We start from the raw sequence: 22,747 nt of genomic DNA, 5'->3' as shown, positions 1-22,747 counted from the left end.
AGGGTGGAATGGGAATCAATCAGGGTCTGATCAGTCTCGACCAAAAATACACCCAAGGCTCCGGTCATATCTTCCTGACCGGCATTCAGGCGCTGGTCCGGCTGCCGATGGCGCAGATCCGCCGCGACCGCGCCGCCGGCCTCAACACCGCCGGCTTCATTTCGGGCTATCGCGGTTCGCCGCTCGGCGGTTACGACCAGCAGCTGTTCGCGGCCCGCAAGCACCTCGAACAATACAACATCAAATTCCAGCCCGGCGTGAACGAGGACCTGGCCGCCACCGCGATCTGGGGTTCGCAGCAGCTCAACCTTTCGCCCGGCGCCAAGCATGACGGCGTGGTCGGCATCTGGTACGGCAAGGGCCCCGGCGTCGACCGTTGCGGCGACGTGTTCCGCCACGGCAATGCGGCGGGCTCGGCCAAGAACGGCGGCGTGCTGTGTCTTGCGGGCGACGACCACGGCGCCAAATCCTCCACCGTCCCGCATCAATCCGACCACGCCTTCATCTCCGCGCTGATGCCCTATCTCTATCCGTCCAGCATCCACGAGATGATCGAGATGGGCCTTCTGGGCATCGCGATGTCGCGCTATTCCGGCTGCTGGGTCGGCATGAAGGTGATCACCGAGACCGTGGAGACCACGGCCGAGATCGACCTCACCGACGAGATGAAGCCCTTCATCATTCCTCCCGATTTCGAGATGCCGCCGGGCGGCCTCAATCTGCGCTGGCCCGATGACCGCTACGACCAGGACCGGCGGTTGCAGGACTACAAGGGCTTTGCCGCGATCGCGTTCGCGCGCGCCAACAAGGTCAACCGCATCACCATGGATTCGCCGAACGCCCGCTTCGGCATCATGGCCTCGGGCAAGAGCTATGAGGACATCCGCCAGGCGCTGCGCGAACTCGGCGTCACGCCGGACGTCGCCGCCAAGATCGGCCTGCGGCTTTACAAGATCGGCATGCCGTGGCCGCTGGAGCCGGAAGGCGTGCGGCAATTCGCGGTCGGCCTCGAAGAGATCATGATCGTCGAGGAACGCCGCGAGATCGTCGAGAACCAGGTCAAGCAGGAGCTGTTCAACTGGCGCGACGACGTGCGCCCGCGCATCGTCGGCAAGATGGACGACCACGACAAGCGTTTCCTTCCCTTTGCCGAGGAACTGAGCGTGGCGTCGCTGGCCTCTTCGCTCACCGAGCGGCTGCTGCGGCTTAATCTCAATCCCGAAATCGCCGCGATGCTGCGCGCCAAGGCCGACTGGTTCAACGGCCGGCAGGCGAGCCAGATGCAGCCGGTGGCGCCGATCACGCGCACGCCGTATTTCTGCTCCGGCTGTCCGCACAATACGTCGACCAAAGTGCCGGAAGGTAGCCGTGCGATGGCCGGCATCGGCTGCCATTTCATGGCGCTGTGGATGGATCGCAACACCGAGACCTTCACCCATATGGGCGGCGAGGGCGTGCCCTGGGTCGGCGTGGCGCCGTTCACCAAGGAAGAGCATGTGTTCGCCAATCTCGGCGACGGCACCTATTTCCACTCCGGCAGCCTGGCGATCCGCCAGGCGGTTTCGTCCGGCGCCAACATCACCTACAAGATCCTCTATAATGACGCGACCGCGATGACCGGCGGCCAGCATGTCGACGGCGAATTGTCGCCGCAGCAGATCACCTTCCAGCTTCATGCCGAAGGCATTCGTGCGATCTACCTGGTGTCGGAAAATCCCGACGCCTATCCGGCTTCCGACATCGCGCCCGGCGTCAAGACCGCGCATCGCGATGAACTCGACGCCGTCATGAAGACTTGCCGCACCTTGAAGGGCACCTCGGCCATCGTGTTCGTGCAGACCTGTGCGGCCGAAAAACGCCGCCGCCGCAAGCGCGGTCTGATGGAGGATCCGAAGCGCCGCGTGTTCATCAATCCCGCGGTGTGCGAGGGCTGCGGCGATTGCTCGGTGCAGTCGAACTGCATTTCGGTCGAACCTCTGGAAACCGAGCTCGGGCGCAAGCGCGTCATCAACCAGTCCGCCTGCAACAAGGACTATTCCTGCCTCAAGGGTTTCTGCCCGTCCTTTGTCACGGTCGACGGCGGCAAGCCCCGCAGCCGCGCGCCCGCCGAACTCGGCGCGATCGGCGACCTGCCGGAGCCGGCCTCGCGGCCTTCGCTCGACCGGCCCTATAACGTCGCGGTCGGCGGCGTCGGCGGCACCGGCGTCCTGACCATCGGCGCGCTGCTCGGCATGGCCGCCCATATCGAGGGCAAGGCCAGCATGATCCTCGACATGTCGGGCCTGGCGCAGAAGGGCGGCGCGGTGCTGAGCCATGTCCGGCTGTCGGAGCATACCGCCGACGTCACCTGTTCGCGCATCGTCACCGGCACCGCCGATCTGGTGCTGGCCGCCGACGAGGTCGTCGCGGCATCGAAGGAAACCATTTCGCTGTGCGAATCCGGCCGCACCACCGGTGTCATCAACAGCCACGTGATTCCGACCGCCGATTTCATCCTCAACCGCGATTTCAGTTTCCAGACCCGCAAGGTCAACAACGTGCTGGAAACCGCGCTGCGCAAGGATTCCGCGTTCTTCGATTTCACCAAGCCGGCTGAAGGCCTGCTGGGCGATGCGATCGCGACCAACATCATGATGATGGGCTACGCCTATCAGAAGGGGCTGTTGCCGCTTTCGGCCGAGGCGATCGAGCGCGCGATCGAGGTCAATGGCGTCGCGGTCAAGATGAATACGCAGGCCTTCCAGCTTGGACGTCTGGCGGCTTTCGATCCGGCGCGTTTGGCCGCGATGATGAAGGGCCAGGACGACGTGGTCGCGCCGAAGGCGCTGGAGACGATGTCGCTCGACGAGATCGTCGCGCACCGCAGCGCGCTGCTGACCGACTACCAGAACGCAAAACTCGCCAGGCGTTACCGCGACTTGGTGGCGAAGGTGCGCAACGCGGCGATCGATCGCGGTTTCGGCGAAGAGCTGCCGCGCGCGGTTGCGGTCAACTACGCCAGGCTGCTCGCCTACAAGGACGAGTACGAAGTGGCGCGGCTGTTTACCGACGGCAGGTTCGAGCAGCAGATCCGCGACCAGTTCGACGGCGATTTCAAGATCAGCTTCAATCTGGCGCCGCCGATCCTGGCCAGCGGCACCGACGCGCTGGGTCGGCCGAAAAAGCGCGCGTTCGGCGCGTGGATGATGCCGGTGTTCAAGCTGTTGGCACGCCTGCGTTTCCTGCGCGGCACGCCGTTCGATATTTTCGGACGCAACGCCGACCGCAAGCTGGAACGCGAGCTGATCACGGCCTATGAAAACGATGTCGCTGCCGTGCTCGGCACGCTGTCGCCGATCACGCTCGACACCGCGATCGAATTGTTGTCGCTGCCGGATCGCATCCGCGGCTACGGACCGGTCAAGGAGAAGGCGGCGAAAGAAGCGCAAGCCCGTCACGCGCAGCTGGTCGCCGATCTCGCCAACCCGCCGCCCGCGCCGCGGCAGATCGCGGCGGAGTAGTTTTTTCAAACCGCGGGTGGAGAATGTAGGGTGGTTAGCGAAGCGTAACCCACTACTTCGCTCCCGCCGTGTGGTCCTGCCGGCCTTTATTCGACCTCCGGCATCGGTGATTTCGGTTTTTGAAGTTCCAATGCGACGCCTGCAAGGGTGAGCGCCATGGCCAGCGCCTCGCGAATCCCGAGCGGCTCGCCGAGCAGGATCGCGGCGGCGATGACGCTGATGATGGGGACCGCCAGCGTGCCGATGGCGGCGGTCGCGGCCGGCAGTCGCCGCAAGGCGGCGAACCATGTGAGATAGCAGATGCCCATCGGGCCGACCGCCATATAAATCAGCACCGTCCATCCGTTGGCCGTGATGGCGCCGAGATGTGGGTGCTCGAAGAGCAGCCCGAGAAGGACCATCGGAGAGCAACCCAGCCCGACCTGCCAAGCCACGAGGGCGGTCGGCGCAACCGGCAATGGCGATTTCATCATCACGCCGCCGAGCGCAAACAGCACGGCCGAAGCCAGCGCCAGCGCGACCCCGATCAGCTTGTCCGGCCCCAGCGCAATGCCGTGGGCGCTCAGCAATACGATCAAACCGGAAAGCCCGAGCAAGAGGGCGGCGATATCGCGCAAGTGCGGGCGCTCGCCGAGGATCGGCCACGAGAACAGCGTCGCCCAGATTGGCATCGTGTAGACGAGCAGGATCGCTTCGCTGACCGCAAGATAGTTCAGCGCCATGGTGGAGAAGCTCATCCACGCGAAAACATTGGTGAAGGCTGCAAAAAGCAACGGCACGATCGCGCGCCGGGGAATTCTCAGGCTTTCACCCAACGCGACAGCGACCCCCGCCAGAATGATGGCGGCGGCAACGCCGGCGACGCCGCGCGAGAACAGCGGCGGCCATTCGCGCAGCAGGATTTTGATCGCGGCGTAATTCACCGCCCAACCGATCGAAGTGACAGCAAGGAAGAGAAAGCCGGTCCATCTGGCGGAAAACGAGTCAGGCATCATTCTCAATCGGTGGCGGGTGCTGATCGCGCGCCCGCGCGAGGCAAAAGTCTGCGAAGGACTGACAGACAAGGAGGGCTAATAGACAAAGCGCTCCGCCCCATCAAGCACGCCCACGATGTGGCGCACGGTGGCAGCTACCTGGCGGGCTGGTTTGCGATTCCGATGTTCCGCCCTTCGCCGTCGGGCCGCAAACGCCGCATGGCAACTGCGGACTGAGCGGTGTTTTAAGTCAAACCTACACATGCATGTCACCGAGATTTCCTATCGGTCTTCGCGCACGACTCAAAATTTTTTTGAGAGGCAAGGGGAAAACGATGAGAAATCGAAAGCTGAAAAGCATTCTGCTATCTACGGCTGCGCTGATCGCCGTCGCGGCCACCGTCGCATCAACCGCTTCGATGGCTGGCAAGAGCGCCCCGGTTGTCAGCGGTCCGGACGCGTTGCCGACCAAGACCCCGATCAAGCATCTCGTGGTCGTCTTCAACGAGAACCGCTCGTTCGATCATTACTTTGGCGCCTATCCAAAAGCGTTGAACGTGGACGGCGAACCGGCATTCATACCCGCCAACAATACACCGACCGACATCAACAACCTGCGATCGACCCCGGGCTTGCTCGACAACAATCCCAACCTGAACCCGGCCAACGGCGCGGCGGCCTCCAACCCGTTCCGCCTCGACCGCACCCAGGCCAACACCGCCGACCAGAACCACGGCTACACGCCCGAGCAGCAAGCCTATGACGGCGGCAAGAACGACCTGTTCCCGCTGGACGTGGGCAAGGGCAGCAGCGGCGGCGCCGGCGCCTTCGGCACCAATGCCCAGGTGATGGGCTATTTCGACGGCAACACCGTCACCGCGCTGTGGAACTATGCCCAGAATTACGCGATGAGCGACAACGCCTGGGACGACCATTTCGGTCCGTCGACGCCCGGCGCGCTCAACATGTTCGCCGGCCAGACCAACGGCTTCACGGTTCCCGTCGGTGTCCCTCCCGGTACGCCTGCCTCGGCGGTCGGTCAGCTTCTGCTGCAAGCCGATGCCGGGGTCCCGAACAGCGATGGCAGCTTCACGCTGATCGGCGATATCGATCCCGCCGGTGACGTGTGCTCAAGTCCGAGCGTTCAGGTCCAGATGACGGCCAAGAACATCGGCGACATGCTGAATACGGCGAACATTCCCTGGGGTTCGTTTGTCGGCGGCTTCAACCTGCAAGCCGTCAATGCCAATGGCAGCACCGGTTGTCACCGCAGCTCCGTCAGCCCGGTCACCGGCGGCTCTCCCGGCGACTATGTCCCGCATCATATCTGGTTCCAGTATTACGCGTCGACCTCCAATCCGACCCACGTCCGTCCGGCCTCGACCGCCGCGATCGGCCATACGATGGTGCCGGGCACGCAAAAGGTCGATCCGGCCAACCATGCCTACGACTACAACGATTTCTCCGCCGCGGTCAGAGCGGGCAATTACCCGGCGGTTTCCTTCATCAAGATGCCATCCTACCAGGACTCTCACCCGGGCAACTCCAATCCGCTCGATGAGCAGACCGGACTGGTCAACCTGATCAACTTCCTTCAGCAGCAGCCGGATTGGGACTCCACGGCCGTGATCGTCACCTACGACGACTCGGACGGCTGGTACGACCACGCCGCCGCCCCGATCTCGCGCGGGTCGTTCTCGCCCGCGGATGTGTTGAACGGCACCGGCAATTGCGGCATTCCGGGCCAGACTTCCGAACCCACCGGTCTCAGCGGTCAGCCTGTCGCGGGTCGCTGCGGTCCGGGTACGCGCCTGCCGTTCATGGTGATCTCGCCCTATGCGAAGAAGAACTACGTTAGCCACGTGCAGATCACGCAGGCCTCGATCCCGCGTTTCATCGAGGACAACTGGCTGAATGGTCAGCGTATCGGCGGCGGCTCCTTCGATGCCACGAGCGGTGCGATCGACGACATGTTCAACTTCGACACCGCCAACGCGACGCCGCTGATCCTGGATCCGACTCTCGGTACCGTCGTTACCAAGACCACGAGCAGGAACTGAGCTAAATCAGCATGTTCAATCGCACAATCGTGTGGTTTCTCGGCGCCGGCCTGTTGGCCGGCGCCGTCTTCGCCGCCGAACCGAAAGGTCTGCCCGGCGAAAACCCAAATCCGGTTCATCTCATTCGCCCGCCCGTGCAGCCGTTCTCCGCCATGGCGAAGCTTGGCCGGGAACTGTTTTTCGACAAGAGCCTGTCATCGTCGGGCAAGATGGCCTGCGCGTCATGTCACAGCCCGGACCATGCCTATGGCCCGCCGAACGATGCGCCGGTGATGCTCGGCGGCCCGGACCTGACGGTGCAGGGCGCCCGGGCGGTTCCGTCGCTGACCTATCTGGAGCGGCAGCCGGAGTTCAGTGTCGGCCCCGATGACCTGTCGAGCGAGAACGTCAACGTGGCGCAGCAGGCCGAGCTCGGCAAGACCGCGCTACGCGTGGAGAAGATCGCGACACAGACGGCGCAAAGCGCCAATATCGTTCCGCAGGGAGGGATGTTCTGGGACGGCCGCGCCGACACCCTTCAGATCCAGGCGGCGGGTCCTCTGCTCGATCCGCGCGAGATGGATGGCGGCAGCATGGAGATCGTCGCCGGGAAACTTCGTCAAGCGCCTTATGCCGGGAGGTTCGCGGAATTGTTCGGCCCGAGCATTTTACGGGACTCGAAACTGCTGGCCGCCGAGGCGCTGTTTGCCATCGGGCGCTATCAGATCGAGGAGCCCAGCTTCCATCCCTATACCAGCAAGTATGACTACTGGCTGGAGGGCAAGGTGCGCCTGAGCGAGGCCGAGATGCGCGGGCTTCGCCTGTTCAACGATCCGGAAAAAGCCAATTGCGCCGGTTGCCATACCGCGCAGCCAACCCGGGAAGGCTACCCGCCGCACTTCACCGATTTTCAGTATGAAGCCCTGGGAGCGCCGCGCAACGTTGCGCTCGCCGATACCAGGGACCCGAACTATTTCGACCTCGGCGTTTGCGGACCGATCCGCAAGGACATCGCCGACCAGACGCAATTCTGCGGCATGTTCAAGACGCCGACCTTGCGCAACACCGCCATGCGCCGCGCGTTCTTCCACAACGGGATTTTCCACACCCTGCAGGAGGTGATGGATTTCTACGATTTCCGCGACACCGACCCGGAGAAGGTCTATCCGGCCGGCGCGGACGGCAAGGTGCAGAAATACAACGACATCCCGGCGCAGTATCACGCCAATGTCGATGTCGCCGATCCGCCCCTCAACCGCCATCCCGGCGAGACGCCGGCGATGACGGCGCAGGACGAGGCCGACATCATCGCGTTCCTGCAGACCCTGAACGATGGATACAAGCCCGGGCGGTGAGGCGGACGGTTGTGTGGCTCGCCATCGGATATCCTTGGCCGTAGCGCGTGGATGGGTTTTCTCGCGGTTCCAAAAAGCTTGCCGAACTGTAACTTGATCTCGATATATCGAGATGTATATCGAAAAATATGCACCACAAACAAGACGACGACGCGAGCAGCCCTTTCAGAGGTGATCCTGATGAACCGCGCCGGCATCACCATCACAAGCGCCGAGGTAGCCACGGCGACCGGCATGGCGGGAGGGTCTTCGATTACGGCGATCTTCGCCTTCTTGTGCTCGCCATGACCGCCGAGCAGCCACGCCATGGCTATGAACTGATGCGGGCAATCGAGGAAAGCATGGGGGGCAGCTACAGCCCGAGCCCGGGCGTCATCTATCCGACGCTCTCGTGGCTTGAGGATATGGGCTATGCCCACGTCGAAGCCGAAGGCGGCGGACGTAAACGCTACGCGATCACAGTCGGGGGCCAAGCCTTCCTCACCGCGAACCGCGCGGCAGTCGACAACTTGCTCTCGCGCATGGGATCGATCAGCCAGAGTGGCCGCCATGAAGGCGTTCCCGCACCGGTAACGCGGGGCATGGAAAACCTGAAGCTCGCGCTTAGGCTGCGCCTGAGACGGGGACCCCTCGATCAAACGACCGCAGAGATCATAGCCGCTGCGCTGGATGCGGCGGCCCAAGCCGTGGAGCGTAGCTGATGGATGAGAAGGTTGCGGCGGTACTTGACGCGTACCACCACTTGATCCGGGAAGAACGGCAAAAGCCCCGTGAGATACCACAGGGCGGGCAGGATCGTCGTATGCGCGCCGTAGGGCCGCACACGGGCCAACTCATCAATATCCTGGCTCGGAGTCTGGCAACGCCGACCATTCTCGAACTTGGTACCTCATTCGGTTATTCCGGCATTTGGCTCGGAGAGGCCGCGCGAGCAGCGGGCGGCCGCCTCATCACCATGGAGTTGCACGACTACACATCCGCTTTCGCGCGCGACATGGCCGACAAGGCCGGTCTTGCGGACCATATCGACTTCATGGTGGGCGACGCGGTGCAAATGATCGCCGAGTTGCGAACCGGAGTAGACTTTGTGCTCGTCGATCTGTGGAAGGACCTCTATCTGCCATGCCTGAAGGCTTTCCATTCCAAGCTCAATCCCGGAGCGATCGTCGTCGCGGACAACATCAGTCCAGGCAGGCAGGACGTGCTCGATTACGTGAAGGCCGTCCGCGTCATGCCAGACATGGCGAGTATCTCCGTGCCTGTGGGACAGGGCCTTGAGATCAGCCGCTACAAGGCCAGCCCGAATGAAACTCCGGTGACGCGCCAAGTCACCGGCTAGCGATCTCATGTCGGTTGTAGGAGAAAACGATTGGATAGACGCATGATCCTCGCCCTGACCTCATCCGTCGCCCTGGGTGCGCTCCTCCGTGGCACCGGAAACGGCTTCGCTGCCTCCGCGCGAGCCACGGCCGAAATTCAGACGCAGGCCATCGTTGCTGCCACAATGGCCTTCCTTGACGCGCTCAGCCCCGAGCAGCGTGAGAAAGTGCGGTTTCCCTTCCCCTCGCAGCCAAGGGCGACCGCCGCTCACTTCAAAGGCGGTCTGGACGGCAACATGACCTTTGTCGGAGAGCAGTACGGCCAGGCCATGTGGTCGAATTTCCCGGTCAGCGACGTGCCTCGGCCTGGTCTGCGCTTTGGTGATCTGAGCGAGCCCCAGCGCGACGCCGTTATGCAAATGCTGCGGGTGTTGTTGAGCTCCAAAGGCTATCGGAAGGTTCTCGAGATCATGGGCTCCGATCAGGCTCTGTCCGAGGGCGGCACCAACTTTGCTGCTGGTAGCGCTTACTACACGCTAGGCATCTTCGGGGCTCCGAGCGCTACCACGCCGTGGCTGGTGCAGTTCGGCGGGCATCATCTCGCGCTCAACATCACAATGGCTGGCGCACGCGGCGTGCTTGCGCCGGTCCTCACCGGCGCTCAACCGGCCTTCTACACGTCGAACGGCAAGACGGTGCGCGCGCTCGCTCAAGAGAACGATAAGGCCTTCGCCTTGCTGGATGCGCTGGACGAAAGCCAGCGCAAGCAGGTAATCCTGAACGACTATCCGGGTAATCTGGTGCTCGGTCCGGGGCATGACGGGGAAACGATCCCGCCCGAAGGGTTGAAAGCGTCAGCAATGACTGAGCGGCAACGGACGATGCTGTTCGATCTGATTTCGGAATGGGCCGGCATCGTCAACGATGCCTACGCGGCGCCCCGCATAGCCGAAATCAAGGCCGGTTTGGACGATACCTACTTCGCCTGGAACGGCCCTGCGACGCATGAGCCCGGAAGAAACGGCGCGGCTTACTTCCGGGTTCAGGGCCCAAAGCTCGTTATTGAATTCGCACCCCAGGCGCCCGGGGGAGATCTGACCATGCACGTTCACACGATCTATCGCGATTCCACGAACGCCTATGGACGCGCGTTCTTGGAGCATCCAGTCTAGCTGGATGGCGCTGCGCAGCAGGGTCGGCTGATTTGCCCGGCGGGCTGGTTGGTGATTCCGCTGTCCAGCCCCCGCTGCAAAAATATAACGCTTCGCCGATTGGTAGAAACAGGAATAGGGCGAATGGGTCTCGCGCCCGCAAGAGGGGCGTATCGCGATCGTCACGGACGTTGGGCGCGGGATGTGATGGACGCGGCAGCGCGCGAGAGACGAACGGCGCTGGTTGCGGACGGCGAAGTCGTGTGGTCCTGACGCCCCGACGCTGGCGTCAAATTGGCGATGATGCCTGCGCATCACGTAAGTGATGTCGCCTGCGCATCACGCTGGTGATGGTGACAACAAAGCCCGGTCACCAGGGAGAGCACGAAGGAAACCGTTAAAACCATTGCGCAGGGAATGCCGGATGTTCCGGTACACCTGTAGTGGCTAACTCGTGTGCTTATCTACTTTGCACGCGAGGCTATGGGTGCATCGCGCACTCGGCATTCCCTGCGCCCTCTTTTTTCGAGGGTCGCCTACGCCCTCTATGTTCGAGGGACATCGTTGATGCAGAACTCGGGAAAATCGTGCCGCGGGAACGCTGAGTCACATCTCCTCCGCTGTCATGCCCCCGCCTCGAGCGGGGCATTCCAGAGGCGCCGGGAGTGAGTATTGCCGTCTCTGGAATACTGGATCGCCCGATCAAGTCGGGCGATGACGGAGGAGTGAGCGGCAGCCGCTCAGCGTGAGTCCCCATCGCTCCGTCTCGCCGGACGGAATATTTCCGCGCTTGCCAAGGCAGGCCCGACAGGCGAGAAAACTGCTGGAAAAGAAACGCCAGCGGAGAATGATTTGACCATCAAGGGCAAGGCCTACATTGCCGGGATCTACGAACATCCGACCCGGCACGCACCCGATAAATCCACCGCGCAGCTCCATGCCGAGGTCGCCAGGGGTGCCCTTGAGGATGCCGGCCTCACCAAGCACGATATCGACGGCTATTTCTGCGCCGGAGACGCGCCGGGCGGCCTGTGGCCGATGGTCGATTATCTAGGCCTCGACCTCAACAAGCTGCGCCATGTCGATTCCACCGAGACCGGCGGCTGTTCCTATCTGATCCATCTCGGCCATGCTGCGGAGGCGATCGCGGCCGGCAAGTGCTCGGTCGCGCTGATCACACTGGCCGGCAAGCCGCGCACCGGCCCGATGCCGCCGCGCGTCACCGGCGCCGAGGTGGATTTCGAGGCCGCCTATGGCGCCACCACCCACAATGCCTATGGCATGTGTGCCATGCGCCATATGCACGACTATGGCACCACCAGCGAACAGCTCGCCTGGATCAAGGTCGCGGCCTCGCATCACGCGCAATATAATCCGAACGCGATGCTGAAGGACGTCGTCACCGTCGAGGACGTGCTGAACTCGCCGATGATTTCCGATCCGCTGCACCGGATGGACTGCTGCGTCGTCACCGACGGCGGCGGCGCGCTGATCGTCACCACGCCGGAAATCGCCAAAAGCCTGAAGAAGCCGCTGGTGCGGCTGATCGGCCACGGCGAGGCGATGAAAGGGCCGCGCGGCGGCAAGGATCTCGATCTCACCCATTCGGCGGGCCTGTGGTCCGGGCCGCGCGCGTTCGAAGAGGCAGGCGTGACGCCAAAGGACATCAAATACGCCTCGATCTACGACAGCTTCACCATCACGGTCCTGATGCAGCTCGAGGATCTCGGCTTCTGCAAGAAGGGCGAGGGCGGCAAGTTCGTCGCCGACGGCAATCTGATCTCCGGTGTCGGCAAATTGCCGTTCAACACCGATGGCGGCGGGTTGTGCAGCAACCATCCGGTCAATCGCGGCGGCATGACCAAGATCCTCGAAGCGGTGCGCCAGCTTCGCGGGCAAGCGCATCCGAAGGTCCAGGTGCCGAATTGCGACCTCGCGATCGCCCATGGCACCGGCGGCCTGCTGGGCGTCCGCCATGCCGCCTCAACCTGCATTCTGGAGCGCGTGTGATGACCGAGGCCAAGAAATATCCGACGCCGCAGGGCAATCCCGAAACCAAACCGTTCTGGGACGCCGCCACCGAAGGCAAGTTCATGATCAAGCGCTGCACCGCCTGCGGCGAGCCGCATTACTTTCCGCGCTCGATCTGCCCGTTCTGCTTCTCCGACAAGACGGTGTGGGAACACAGCTCGGGCGAGGCCACGATCTACACCTTCAGCCTGATGCGCAAATCACCGACCGGGCCTTACGCGATCGCCTATGTCACGTTGAAGGAAGGGCCGTCGCTGCAAACCAATATCGTCGATTGCGACATCGACACGCTGAAGATCGGGCAGAAGGTCAAGGTGGTGTTCAAGCCGACCGACGGCGCGCCGCTGCCTTTCTTCACGCCGGCGTAATTTTTTCCCTCTCCCCTTGTGGGGAGGGTGCCTTCGCAAAGCGAAGGCGGGTGAGGGGTCTCCAACCGCGGAGGAGATTTGTTTGTAGCGCAAACCCCTCACCGCAGCGAATGCGTGGCACCACCAGCGTAGCCCTCTCCCACAAGGGGAGAGGGCGCAGCAACGGGCGCCGCTAAAAAGAAAATTCGGGAGGAAGGACAAAAATGCCGATCGACTACGACGCGCTGATGGCCCTGAAAAATCTCGGCCAGCAATACGCCTACACTGATCGCGAGGTGATGCTCTATGCCTATGGCATCGGGCTCGGCGCGGACCCGATGGACGAGAGAGAACTGTCCTTCGTCAATGAAGCCACCGCCACGCCGCGCGCGCTGAAGGTGGTGCCGACCTTTGCGTCTGTCGCGGCCTGGGGTGCGGGCCCCGGCGAGATGAATCTCAACCGCGTGCTGGTGGTTGACGGCGAGCGCGACATTACCTTCCACAAGCCGCTCGCCACCTCAGCCCATATCACCGCAGACTCCACCGTGCTCGACGTCTTCGACAAGGGCAAGGACAAGGGCGCGGTGATCCGGCACCAGACGGTGCTGAAGGATAGTAACGGCGCGAAGCTGGCGACGCTGGTGGCGTCGCGTTTCGCGCGCGGCGACGGCGGTTTCGGCGGGCCCTCGGAAGGCCAGCCCGAACCGCATAAGGTGCCGGCGCGTGCGCCCGACAGGATCGTCGATATTCCGACCCGGCCGGACCAGGCGCTGGTCTATCGCCTCTGCGGCGACCGCAACCCGCTGCATTCCGATCCCGAATTCGCCAAGCGCGCCGGCTTTCCGCGCCCGATCCTGCACGGCATGTGTACCTATGGCATTACCTGCCGTGGCGTGCTGCAGACCTATGCCGATTACGATCCCTCGGCATTCAAACAGCACGCCGCGCGGTTTTCGTCGCCGGTCTATCCGGGCGAGACCGTGACGATGGAGTTGTGGAAGGACGGCAATGTGATTTCGTTCGAGGCCAAGGTGAAGGCGCGCGGCGTCACGGTGATCAAGAGCGGCAGGACGGTGCTGGGTTAGCACCATCGTCATTCCGGGGCGCGCGAAGCGCGAACCCGGAATCCATTTCGCCAGCACGCGAATGGTTAGATGGATTCCGGGTTCAGCCCTGCGGGCTGCCCCGGAATGACGAAGATGAAGGGAGAAACGCCATGGGACTACTCGACGGCAAGGTGGCGCTGATCACCGGCGCGGGCGGCGGGCTCGGCGAAGCCTATGCGAAACTGTTCGCGCGTGAAGGTGCCGCCGTGGTGGTCAACGATCTCGGCGGCCCGCGCGACGGTTCCGGCGCCGACAGGTCGATGGCGCAAAAGGTGGTCGACGCGATCAAGGCCGAAGGCGGCCGGGCGGTGGCCAACGGCGCCGATATCTCGACCCTGGCCGGCGGCCAGTCGGTGTTCGACGACGCGATCCGGAATTTCGGCCGCGCCGATATCCTGGTCAACAATGCCGGCATCCTGCTCGACCAGACCTTCGCCAAGGCGAAGGAGGACGACTGGGACAGGGTCATCAAGGTACACTTGAAAGGCACCTTCTGCTGTACCCAGCCGGTGTTCCGCTGGATGCGCGAGAACGGCGGCGGCGTCATCGTCAATACATCGTCGACCTCCGGGCTGATCGGCAATTTCGGCCAGAGCAATTACGGCGCCGCCAAAGGCGGTATCTGGGGATTGTCGAATGTGCTGGCGATCGAGGGCCGCAAATACAACATCCGGATCTGGACGCTGGCCCCGGGCGCTCTGACCCGCATGACCGCCGATTTGCCGCGCTATATCGAAAATCCCGGCGCGGCGCTGGGACCGGACGGGATTGCGCCGGCCGTGCTATACATGGTCAGCGATTTGTCGGGCGATCAGACCGGCAAGGTGCTCGGCGTTTCCGGCCCGCGCGGGGTTCGGGAGATGCGGATGATGGAAATGGAAGGCTGGAAGCCGCCGCATACCGGTTGGAAGGCGCAGGATATTGTCGAACATGCCAGCGACATCTTCTTCACCGAAGAACAGATCAAGATGGGCGCGCGGCGGTTCTAAGTGTAGTAACCCGTCATTCCGGGATGGTCCGAAGGACCAGACCCGGAATCTCGAGATTCTCAGGTGCGCAATTGCGCACCATAGTTCGATGCTTTGCATCGCCCCGGAATGACGACAGAGAAAGATGAGATACGAATGACAAAACTTACCGCCAAAGCCGCCGGCACCTTTGCCATTGCACCGACGCCGTTTCACGACGATGGCCGGATCGACGAGAAGTCCATCGACCGGCTGACCGACTTCTACACCGAAGTTGGCTGCGACGGCGTGACCGTGCTCGGCATCCTCGGCGAGGCGCCGAAGCTGGACGCCGCCGAGGCCGAACAGGTGGCGGTCCGCTTCGTCAAGCGCGCCAAGAACATGCAGATCATCGTCGGCGTCTCCGCGCCGGGATTTGCCTCGATGCGCTCGCTGGCGCGGGCCTCGATGGATGCCGGCGCCGCCGGCGTCATGATCGCGCCGCCGCCGCATTTGCGCACAGACGACCAGATCGTCAGCTATTTCAAGCAGGCGCAGGAAGCGATCGGCGACGATATTCCCTGGGTGCTGCAGGACTATCCGCTGACATTGACGGTGGTGTTCACGCCCGCGGTGATCCGCAAGATCGTGATGGACAGCCCGTCCTGCGTGATGCTCAAGCACGAGGACTGGCCGGGGCTGGAAAAGATTTCCGCGCTCCGTGCTTTCCAGAAGGATGGCTCGCTGCGGCCGCTGTCGATCTTGTGCGGCAATGGCGGGCTGTTCCTCGATTTCGAGATGGAGCGCGGCGCCGACGGCGCGATGACCGGCTACGCCTTCCCGGAATTGCTGATCGACGTCGTGAAGCTCTCCAAGGAGGGCCGCCGCGACGCCGCGCACGATCTGTTCGATGCCCATCTGCCGCTGATCCGCTATGAGCAGCAGCCCGGCGCGGGCCTGGCGGTGCGCAAATATGTGTTGCAGAAGCGCGGCGTGATCGTCTCGAGCGCGCAGCGCAAGCCGGGCGCGGGCATCACACCGGGCGCGCGGGCGGAAGTGGATTACCTGTTGTCGCGGGTCGCCCGTTTCGACAAGCGCGCCAATTTGCAGCCGCAATCCAGTGCCGCGGGCTGAACTGATGGCTGACATTGTCGCGCCGCGCCCGGCGTCCACGGTCCTGCTGTTGCGTGACAGTGTCGCCGGCGTCGGCGGCAAGGGCCGCGATGCCGACGACAGGGGTCGCGACGCCGACGGCGAGGGCCGCGGCGAGATCGAAGTCTTCATGATGGTGCGGCACCATCAGATCGAGTTCAATTCGGGCGCGCTGGTGTTTCCCGGCGGCAGCGTCGATGCCGCCGACAAGGAGATCATCGCGGAACCCGAACTCTATTCCGGCGCCGGGGGGCTTGATGCGGCGGAGTTGAGTTTCCGTATCGCCGCGATCCGCGAAACCTTTGAGGAGAGCGGTATCCTGCTGGCGCGGCCGCGCGGCTCGAACGCGCTCATCGATGCCGGGCGCGCCGCCGGGATCGAGTCCGCTTATCGTGCGGCCCTATGTGATCGCAAGATCACGTTCGCAACAATCCTTGCCGACAGCGGACTGTCGCTGGCGCTCGACGAACTCGTGCCCTATGCGCACTGGATCACGCCGGAGGGCATGCCGAAGCGGTTTGACACCTGGTTCTTTCTGGCCGCCGCTCCGCCGGAGCAGATCGGCGCCCATGACGGCAAGGAATCCACCGACTCGATCTGGCTATCGCCGCGCGAGGCGCTCGCTGGCGGCGAGAGCGGGCGGTTCAAGCTGCCGTTTCCGACCACGCGCAATTTGATCCGGCTCGGCAAGCAGCCGAACGTGCATGCGGCGCTCGATGACATCAAGGGCAAGCCGATCGTCACGGTGATGCCGGTGATGACAAGGCTCAATGGCGGCCGCCAGCTCCGAATCCCCGCGGAGGCCGGCTACGACGGCGAATTGTTCGAGGTCGGCACGGTTGGCTAGGCCGCTACGGCAAGGGCCTCCTTGCGGAGATCATCTATTCCCGGCATCCTGCGCCCATAAAAACAACCAGGGCGGGATGCATGAGGATCGGGCGCATCGGCGTAATGATCGGCGCGTGGCTGGCTGCTGCTGTGCCCGGGGCCAGTGTCGCACAGCAGAACTTTCCCGATCATCCGATCCGCCTGATCAATCCTTATTCGGTCGGCAGCGTGGCGGACGTGTTCGGGCGGATCGTCGCGCAGAGCATGGCCGAGCAGTGGAAGGGGACGATCCTCATCGAGTCCAGATCCGGCGGCAACGGGTCGATCGCGGCGGCGGAGGTCGCGCATGCCGCGCCCGACGGGTATACATGGCTGCTGGTGACGACGTTCTTTGCCGCCAGCCCCTCATTGAACGTTTCGCTGCATTGGGACCCGGTGCGCGATTTCACGCCGATCGGCCAGATTTGCCGAGCGCCGAATTTCTTCGTCGTCCCGAATGCGCTGCCGGCGAACAACGTGGCCGAGTATGTCGCGCTGGCCAAGGCCATGCCCGGCAAGCTGAACTACAGCCACCCCGGCAAGGGATCGAGCGGACATCTGGGATTCGAATTGTTCAAGCGGCTGGCCGGCATCGACGTCGCCGGCATCGGTTATCGCGGTTATCCGCAGATGGTGGTGGACATTTCGAGCGGGCTGATCACCTCGACCCTTCTTTCCGCCAACCAGGCGCTGGCGCAGATGCAGACCGGCACGATCCGGATCATCGGCGCGGTCAGCGATGGCCGCTCCAAATATTTTCCCGACGTGCCGACCCTGGCGGAGCAGGGCTATGCCGAAGCCCAGGTGATGCCGTGGTTCAGCATCGTCGTCCCCGCCGCAACCCCCGATCCGGTCGCCGACCGGATCAGCAAGGCGCTCGACACCGCGCTGGCGACGCCGGATGTGCAGCACAAGCTCGATCTCGCGGGATGCGAGCCGAAGGCGGCGCCGCGAGCCGAGTTCGCGGGCATCATCAGGGCCGATGTGGCGCTGTGGGCGAAGGTCGTCAAGGACGCCGGAATCCCGCCGGATTGAGGCTGGGCTGGGGGCGTCGCGATCGCCCTCCGGCGTTTGCCGGGCCGGTTCCCCTGGGAGCCGATTCCGGCCTATAAAGCGGGCTGTCTGGAGCTGGTCCGGAAACCCCATGCCTTTTGCCGCCATTGTCCAACGGATACGGTCGTTCCCGCTTTCGATCGGTCAATTGACCTTTGGCGGTTTCCTTTTGGTGCTGGCGGTCATCACCGCGACCAGCCTGGCGAGCGTCATCGCCATCCGCCATATCGACGCGACCTTTGCCGAATTGCAGCGGTTGCAGGACGTCGGCGACCTCGCCGAGGAGATCGACCGGCGCACCAATGAACTGCGCCTTGCCGCGCGCGATTTCGTGACCGATCCGGGCGCGCAATCCGACCGGGTCGCCGCGGCGGCTTCGGAACTGAGCGCGCTCCTGAAGAAGACGCGGCTTGAGCTCGCGCCCGAGCAGCAGGACATGATCGACGGCGTGGTCCAGCGCCTTGCCAATTATCGCGAGGGGATCGAGCGCGTCACCGCGTTGATCGCGCGCCGTTCCGAGCAGATCGCGGCATTGCCGTCATTGCGCGAGCAGTTCGAATCCGCAGTCGCGTCCGCGGCCGATCGGCCGGCGCGCAGGGAGCTGTTTCGGGCCCAGAACCAGATTGCCGAAGCCCTGCTGGCGCGCAATCCGGCGGCGGCCGAGCAGGCCGCCCAGCGCATGCAGGCGATCCCGATCGAAGACGGTGTGCTTCGTACGGCGGTGAATGCCTACACCAATGCGGTCATCGCGGTATCCAGCACCGAGAGCCAGATTGCGGATATCGACAAGGATGTTCTGGGCACCGAAGGCCGGCAGATCGGACGGGTGACAGATCTATTGCGTGACCTCAGCGCCCGCCGCGGCCGCGTGCTGGCCAACGATTTCGCCAGGACGTTGCGCGACGATAAATGGCAAAGCATCATTCTCGGCATCGGAGGCGTGCTGGCCGGACTGCTGGCGTCGGTATTCGTGGTGCGCCGGACCGTTCGTCCCCTCAAGGCGATTGCGAAATCGATCCGCACGCTGGCGGCGGGGGAGAAGCATGCCTCTATCCCCGCGACCGGCGTGCGCAACGAAATCGGTGACATCGCCCGAGCCGCCGAGGTGTTCCGCCGCTCGCTGGTCGATGCCGATACCGCGCGGGAGGCCGCCATTCACGCGTTGGCCGAGCAGCGTCTCGCCGAGGAGAGCTATCGCAAGCTGTTCGAGGGCTCGGTCGACGGGATCTATGTGACGACGCCGGCCGGCGTGCTGCTCAACGCCAATCCGGCACTGGCGCGGATGATGGGGTATGAGACGCCGGAGGATCTGATCAACAGCATCAGCGATATCGCATGCACGATCTACCTGGATCCGGAGGTGCGCGCCGAATATCAGGCGCTGATGCGGCGCGACGGTATGGTCCGCGAGTTCGAATATCAGGTGCGCCGGCGCGGGGGAGCGATCCTGTGGCTCTCCGACAGCGCGACCGCCGTGCGCGACGAAACCGGCGCGGTCGTCCGCTACGAGGGGACGGTCCGCGATATCACCGATCAGAAGCGCGCCGAGGATGCGATCGCCGAGGGCCGGCGGCTGTTACAACAGGTGATCGACACCGTGCCCGCGGTCATCAACGTCAAGGACAGGCAGCTCCGTTATGTGCTGATGAACCACTACATGGCCGGCATTTTCGGGATCGAGCCGGCAGATGCGATCGGCCGCACCACCTCCGACCTGATGTCGCGCTATGGCTCGCAAAAGACCGACGACAACGACAGGCGGGTGCTGGCAACCCGCAAAGGGCTTGGCTTCTACGAGGAGGAATACATGGATTTCTCCGGCCATCAGCGGCAATGGCTGGTGAACAAGCTGCCGCTGCTCGACACCGACGGCGGTGTCGAAAGCATCGTCACCGTCGCGCTCGATATCGGCGAGCGCAAGCGCGGCGAGTTGGAGATGCGCAAGGCCAAGGATTCGGCGGAAGCCGCGTTGCGAAACCTGCGGGAGACCCAGAACTCGCTGATCGAGGCGGAGAAGCTCGCAGCCCTCGGCCGCCTGGTGGCCGGCGTCGCCCATGAGGTCAACAACCCCGTCGGCATCAGCCTGACGGTTGCCTCGGCGCTGGAACGCAAGACCGCGATATTCACCGCCGAGGTGGAGCGGGGCGATCTGCGGCGGTCCCGCCTGAACGAATTCCTGGAAACCAGCCGCGACGCGGCGTCACAGCTGGTGGCCAACCTCAATCGCGCCGCCGAACTGATCCAGTCGTTCAAGCAGGTCGCCGCCGACCGCAATTATTCCGATCAGCGCCTGTTCGATCTTGGCGATCTCACCGAGCAGGTGGTGATGAGCCTGCGGCCCGGCTTGCGGAAGCACCATCTGACGCTGGCCGTCAATTGCCAGCCCAATCTCACCATGAACAGCTACCCCGGTCCGTACGGGCAGGTGCTCACCAACCTCTTCCTCAATGCGGTGGCGCATGCCTTTCCCGACGGCCGGCCCGGCACGGTCGATATTCAGGCCCGTGAATACGGCAAGGACAATGTCGAGATCGTTTTTTCCGACGATGGCTGTGGCATGAGTCTCGATGTGCGGCGCCGGGCGTTCGATCCGTTCTTCACGACGCGGCGCGATCAGGGCGGTACCGGGCTCGGCCTGCATATCGTCTACAGCATCGTCACCACGCGCCTGGGCGGCCGGCTCAATCTGGATTCCGAGCCCGGCAAGGGAACCCGGATCCAGATGATCCTGCCGAGGGTGGCTCCGCTGGAACAGGCGGCCGAATAGCCGTCAGGGACGGACTGTCAGGCCTGCCTGTTCCTGATGCTTCTCAGCGGCGGCGGGCGTCGAGGCTGAAACGGCCGGCGCCGAAGGCAACGACTTGCAGAAGTCCGCCGGTCATCGAGATATTCTTGAAGAAATTGATGAACTGGTTCTGATCGGCGAGATGGTTGTGAAAGGCCAGCGCCGCCACGATCGTGAAGACGGCGAGGATTCCAGCGGCCCATTTGGTTTGATAGCCGGTGATCAACGCGATCGAACCGCCGACCTCGATGATCACGGAGATCGCCAGCGCGACCTGCGGTAGCGGCAATCCGGCGGAGGTGATGTATCCGATGGTCGCTGTGGGCGCCGCCAGCTTCGAAAGGCCCGAAAGCAGGAAGATGACGGCGATCAGAATCCGGCCAACCAGCGATGTCACGTCTGCGGTGGTGTTCGTGCCGGCAAGGGATTGTACCGCATTGGCGTCCGTATATTGAGACATGGTGATTGATATCCTTCTGTGCGGTCATCAGGACCGCTTTCGCGACAAAGGCTACCGGCAGGTCCGGGCATCGAACAGTTGGATAATTTTGGCGATTACATTCGAAATTATCGAACGTCGGGACCGTCGACGCGCGGTGCCGATCGTTTCCGGGACGCATGGTCCGGGCTTGTCTGGTCGCGGAAGCGGGCGATGAGCCAATTCGCGGCCGGCCCCGGCGGCGCGTCGGTCCGGTAAATCGCCTGGAAGCGATAGGTGTCTTCCTTGGCTTCAGGCAGATCGAGTTGGACCAGACGGCCTGAATCGAGGTCTTCCTGCACCATCGGTTTCGGCATATTTCCCCAGCCGATGCCGGCCTTTAGCAGCATGTGCTTCGATCCCATGTCGGCCAGCCGCCAGGTCCGCGGGCTCACGACGGCGAAATCCCTCGATTGCGTGAGCGGCGAGCGGTCGCTCAGCACCAGTTGAATGTGGTCACGAACCTCGCCGATTTTTCGTTTGCCGGGACGCGCCAGCGGATGCATCGGTGAAGCGACCGGCGCCAGCGTCACTTCGCCAACCCCGATCCTCTCGATGCCCTTCATGGCGGCAAGGCCAGTCAGCGGTCCGCTCACGCCGACCGTGGCCACCCGGTTCAGCACGAGCTGGGTGACGGCCCCCAGGGCCTCCACATGCAGGCGAAGGGCGACGGTCGGAAATTCCGATCGGAAGGCGGTGAGTGCGTCCGCGACGCGCTCGGTGGGCAGCATCACGTCGAGCACGAGATGAACTTCGGCCTCCAACCCCTGGAGCAGGCCTTTGACCTTGGCGCGAAGACCGTCGATCCCATCCGACACGTTGCGCGCTTCCGCGACGACCGTACGTCCCGCATCGGTCAATTGCGGCTTTCGGGTCGCTTCCCGGTCGAACAGGGTGACGCCGAGTTGCGTTTCGAGATTGGCGATCGTGTAGCTCACGACCGAGGTGGCGCGATTGAGGTGCCGCGCGGCCGCGGCGAAGCTGCCGGCGTCGACGACCGTCAGGAAAACCCTCAATTGGTCCAGCGTCGGCGTGCCCGGATCGGACGGCATATCGAGTTCCTCGAACGTTCAGGCCCGATATATTGCTGTTTGATCGGCAAGCAAGGTGGCCGGAAGCGATGGCTGTATCAAGATACCGAAACCGACATCTTGATACTCCCGCCCGTGAGGGGACAGGCCGCCTCTAATCGGCGTGGAGGAAACGCAGCGTCGCGGTGAAGATCTGGCTGGCTTTGCCGACCAGCGCGGTTCCGTTCATGACCGCCGCGGTATCGGTGAAGGTGCCGGAAACGCCGATGCCGACCGGTTCCGGGCCCCCAAACAGCGGGTTGACGTCGGGATTGCGGGTATGGCGCTGGACCAGCACCTCGCCCTTGAAGGTGTCGCCCTTCACGAGGTAGCTGCCGACATAAAACAGGTAGGCGTCCCCCCCGAGAATCCTGCCATCCCGGAACATGACCACGCCGCTGCCTTTGCCTGATCGACCATCCTGCAGCGTCACATGGATCGAATACAGACCGTTTTTCATAATGTCCCGATGTCGGTATTCGTCGCCCAACGAACCCCGTAGTTGTCAGTTATTCCAAAGTCGTACGCAGCGTCAACGCGGCAGGTTGACCACAAGCCAACACGGCAGGAGAG

General features: G+C 63.4%; 18 protein-coding genes. 14 read left to right on the top strand and 4 right to left on the bottom strand.

Annotated elements, in window-relative coordinates; all coding sequences use genetic code 11:
* The first annotated feature begins 8 nt into the window (after positions 1-8).
* Complete coding sequence (locus tag HB630_RS13710; RefSeq protein ID WP_213772774.1) at positions 9-3,500, top strand: indolepyruvate ferredoxin oxidoreductase family protein; 3,492 nt, start codon at positions 9-11, stop codon at positions 3,498-3,500.
* Positions 3,501-3,586: 86 nt separating this feature from the next.
* Here the strand turns inward: HB630_RS13710 and HB630_RS13705 are convergent, their stop codons facing one another.
* Positions 3,587-4,495 (bottom strand): DMT family transporter, encoded by a 909-nt coding sequence (locus HB630_RS13705; RefSeq protein WP_249780842.1) that lies wholly within the window; start codon positions 4,493-4,495, stop codon positions 3,587-3,589.
* Between the two features lie 314 nt (positions 4,496-4,809).
* On the opposite strand from HB630_RS13705, the gene HB630_RS13700 reads away from it, so the two are divergent.
* The 13 genes from HB630_RS13700 to HB630_RS13640 all read left to right on the top strand — a co-directional run bounded on the left by HB630_RS13700 (position 4,810) and on the right by HB630_RS13640 (position 20,608).
* A complete protein-coding gene (locus tag HB630_RS13700) occupies positions 4,810-6,534 on the top strand; it encodes an alkaline phosphatase family protein (protein WP_213772773.1) in 1,725 nt (574 codons plus the stop codon).
* An 11-nt stretch (positions 6,535-6,545) separates the two neighbouring features.
* Positions 6,546-7,868, top strand: a complete 1,323-nt coding sequence (locus HB630_RS13695) for a cytochrome c peroxidase (RefSeq protein WP_213772772.1) — start codon at positions 6,546-6,548, stop codon at positions 7,866-7,868.
* Between the two features lie 128 nt (positions 7,869-7,996).
* Positions 7,997-8,569, top strand: a complete 573-nt coding sequence (locus HB630_RS13690; protein ID WP_213772771.1) for a PadR family transcriptional regulator — start codon at positions 7,997-7,999, stop codon at positions 8,567-8,569.
* A complete protein-coding gene (locus tag HB630_RS13685; protein WP_213772770.1) occupies positions 8,569-9,207 on the top strand; it encodes a DUF1442 domain-containing protein in 639 nt (212 codons plus the stop codon). The genes HB630_RS13690 and HB630_RS13685 overlap by 1 nt, the downstream gene beginning before the upstream one ends.
* A 42-nt stretch (positions 9,208-9,249) precedes the next feature.
* A complete protein-coding gene (locus HB630_RS13680; protein ID WP_213772769.1) occupies positions 9,250-10,359 on the top strand; it encodes a DUF3500 domain-containing protein in 1,110 nt (369 codons plus the stop codon).
* A gap of 831 nt (positions 10,360-11,190) precedes the next feature.
* On the top strand, positions 11,191-12,348 hold the full coding sequence (locus HB630_RS13675) for a thiolase domain-containing protein (protein WP_213772768.1): 1,158 nt from the start codon (positions 11,191-11,193) through the stop codon (positions 12,346-12,348).
* Positions 12,348-12,737, top strand: a complete 390-nt coding sequence (locus HB630_RS13670) for an OB-fold domain-containing protein (protein ID WP_213772767.1) — start codon at positions 12,348-12,350, stop codon at positions 12,735-12,737. The genes HB630_RS13675 and HB630_RS13670 overlap by 1 nt, the downstream gene beginning before the upstream one ends.
* 203 nt (positions 12,738-12,940) lie before the next feature.
* Positions 12,941-13,801 (top strand): MaoC/PaaZ C-terminal domain-containing protein, encoded by an 861-nt coding sequence (locus HB630_RS13665; RefSeq protein ID WP_213772766.1) that lies wholly within the window; start codon positions 12,941-12,943, stop codon positions 13,799-13,801.
* Positions 13,802-13,932: 131 nt separating this feature from the next.
* Positions 13,933-14,811: an SDR family oxidoreductase gene (locus HB630_RS13660; RefSeq protein ID WP_213772765.1), complete on the top strand. Its 879-nt coding sequence runs from the start codon at positions 13,933-13,935 to the stop codon at positions 14,809-14,811.
* A 135-nt stretch (positions 14,812-14,946) separates the two neighbouring features.
* On the top strand, positions 14,947-15,903 hold the full coding sequence (locus tag HB630_RS13655) for a dihydrodipicolinate synthase family protein (RefSeq protein ID WP_213772764.1): 957 nt from the start codon (positions 14,947-14,949) through the stop codon (positions 15,901-15,903).
* A 4-nt stretch (positions 15,904-15,907) separates the two neighbouring features.
* On the top strand, positions 15,908-16,768 hold the full coding sequence (locus tag HB630_RS13650) for an NUDIX hydrolase (protein ID WP_213772763.1): 861 nt from the start codon (positions 15,908-15,910) through the stop codon (positions 16,766-16,768).
* 80 nt (positions 16,769-16,848) lie between these two features.
* A complete protein-coding gene (locus HB630_RS13645) occupies positions 16,849-17,823 on the top strand; it encodes a tripartite tricarboxylate transporter substrate-binding protein (protein WP_213772762.1) in 975 nt (324 codons plus the stop codon).
* Positions 17,824-17,932: 109 nt separating this feature from the next.
* Entirely contained in the window at positions 17,933-20,608 is a 2,676-nt protein-coding gene (locus HB630_RS13640; RefSeq protein ID WP_213772761.1) for a PAS domain S-box protein, read from the top strand.
* A gap of 43 nt (positions 20,609-20,651) precedes the next feature.
* Here the strand turns inward: HB630_RS13640 and HB630_RS13635 are convergent, their stop codons facing one another.
* From HB630_RS13635 to HB630_RS13625, 3 genes are all read right to left on the bottom strand, one after another.
* Positions 20,652-21,086: a DoxX family protein gene (locus HB630_RS13635; RefSeq protein WP_213772760.1), complete on the bottom strand. Its 435-nt coding sequence runs from the start codon at positions 21,084-21,086 to the stop codon at positions 20,652-20,654.
* 107 nt (positions 21,087-21,193) lie between these two features.
* Entirely contained in the window at positions 21,194-22,156 is a 963-nt protein-coding gene (locus HB630_RS13630; RefSeq protein ID WP_213772759.1) for a LysR family transcriptional regulator, read from the bottom strand.
* 133 nt (positions 22,157-22,289) lie between these two features.
* Entirely contained in the window at positions 22,290-22,634 is a 345-nt protein-coding gene (locus tag HB630_RS13625; protein ID WP_213772758.1) for a GrlR family regulatory protein, read from the bottom strand.
* Between the last annotated feature and the right edge of the window lie 113 nt (positions 22,635-22,747).

Origin of the sequence: Bradyrhizobium sp. dw_78 (assembly GCF_018449525.1) — a bacterium.
GTDB lineage: Bacteria > Pseudomonadota > Alphaproteobacteria > Rhizobiales > Xanthobacteraceae > Bradyrhizobium.
This window is presented reverse-complemented; position numbering and strand designations above follow the sequence as displayed.

Coding starts and splice junctions, on each gene's coding strand:
- HB630_RS13710 (WP_213772774.1), top strand. CDS start 9: ATGGGAATCAATCAGGGTCTGATCAGTCTCGACCAAAAATACACCCAA.
- HB630_RS13705 (WP_249780842.1), bottom strand. CDS start 4,495: ATGATGCCTGACTCGTTTTCCGCCAGATGGACCGGCTTTCTCTTCCTT.
- HB630_RS13700 (WP_213772773.1), top strand. CDS start 4,810: ATGAGAAATCGAAAGCTGAAAAGCATTCTGCTATCTACGGCTGCGCTG.
- HB630_RS13695 (WP_213772772.1), top strand. CDS start 6,546: ATGTTCAATCGCACAATCGTGTGGTTTCTCGGCGCCGGCCTGTTGGCC.
- HB630_RS13690 (WP_213772771.1), top strand. CDS start 7,997: ATGCACCACAAACAAGACGACGACGCGAGCAGCCCTTTCAGAGGTGAT.
- HB630_RS13685 (WP_213772770.1), top strand. CDS start 8,569: ATGGATGAGAAGGTTGCGGCGGTACTTGACGCGTACCACCACTTGATC.
- HB630_RS13680 (WP_213772769.1), top strand. CDS start 9,250: ATGATCCTCGCCCTGACCTCATCCGTCGCCCTGGGTGCGCTCCTCCGT.
- HB630_RS13670 (WP_213772767.1), top strand. CDS start 12,348: ATGACCGAGGCCAAGAAATATCCGACGCCGCAGGGCAATCCCGAAACC.
- HB630_RS13665 (WP_213772766.1), top strand. CDS start 12,941: ATGCCGATCGACTACGACGCGCTGATGGCCCTGAAAAATCTCGGCCAG.
- HB630_RS13660 (WP_213772765.1), top strand. CDS start 13,933: ATGGGACTACTCGACGGCAAGGTGGCGCTGATCACCGGCGCGGGCGGC.
- HB630_RS13655 (WP_213772764.1), top strand. CDS start 14,947: ATGACAAAACTTACCGCCAAAGCCGCCGGCACCTTTGCCATTGCACCG.
- HB630_RS13650 (WP_213772763.1), top strand. CDS start 15,908: ATGGCTGACATTGTCGCGCCGCGCCCGGCGTCCACGGTCCTGCTGTTG.
- HB630_RS13645 (WP_213772762.1), top strand. CDS start 16,849: ATGAGGATCGGGCGCATCGGCGTAATGATCGGCGCGTGGCTGGCTGCT.
- HB630_RS13640 (WP_213772761.1), top strand. CDS start 17,933: ATGCCTTTTGCCGCCATTGTCCAACGGATACGGTCGTTCCCGCTTTCG.
- HB630_RS13635 (WP_213772760.1), bottom strand. CDS start 21,086: ATGTCTCAATATACGGACGCCAATGCGGTACAATCCCTTGCCGGCACG.
- HB630_RS13630 (WP_213772759.1), bottom strand. CDS start 22,156: ATGCCGTCCGATCCGGGCACGCCGACGCTGGACCAATTGAGGGTTTTC.
- HB630_RS13625 (WP_213772758.1), bottom strand. CDS start 22,634: ATGAAAAACGGTCTGTATTCGATCCATGTGACGCTGCAGGATGGTCGA.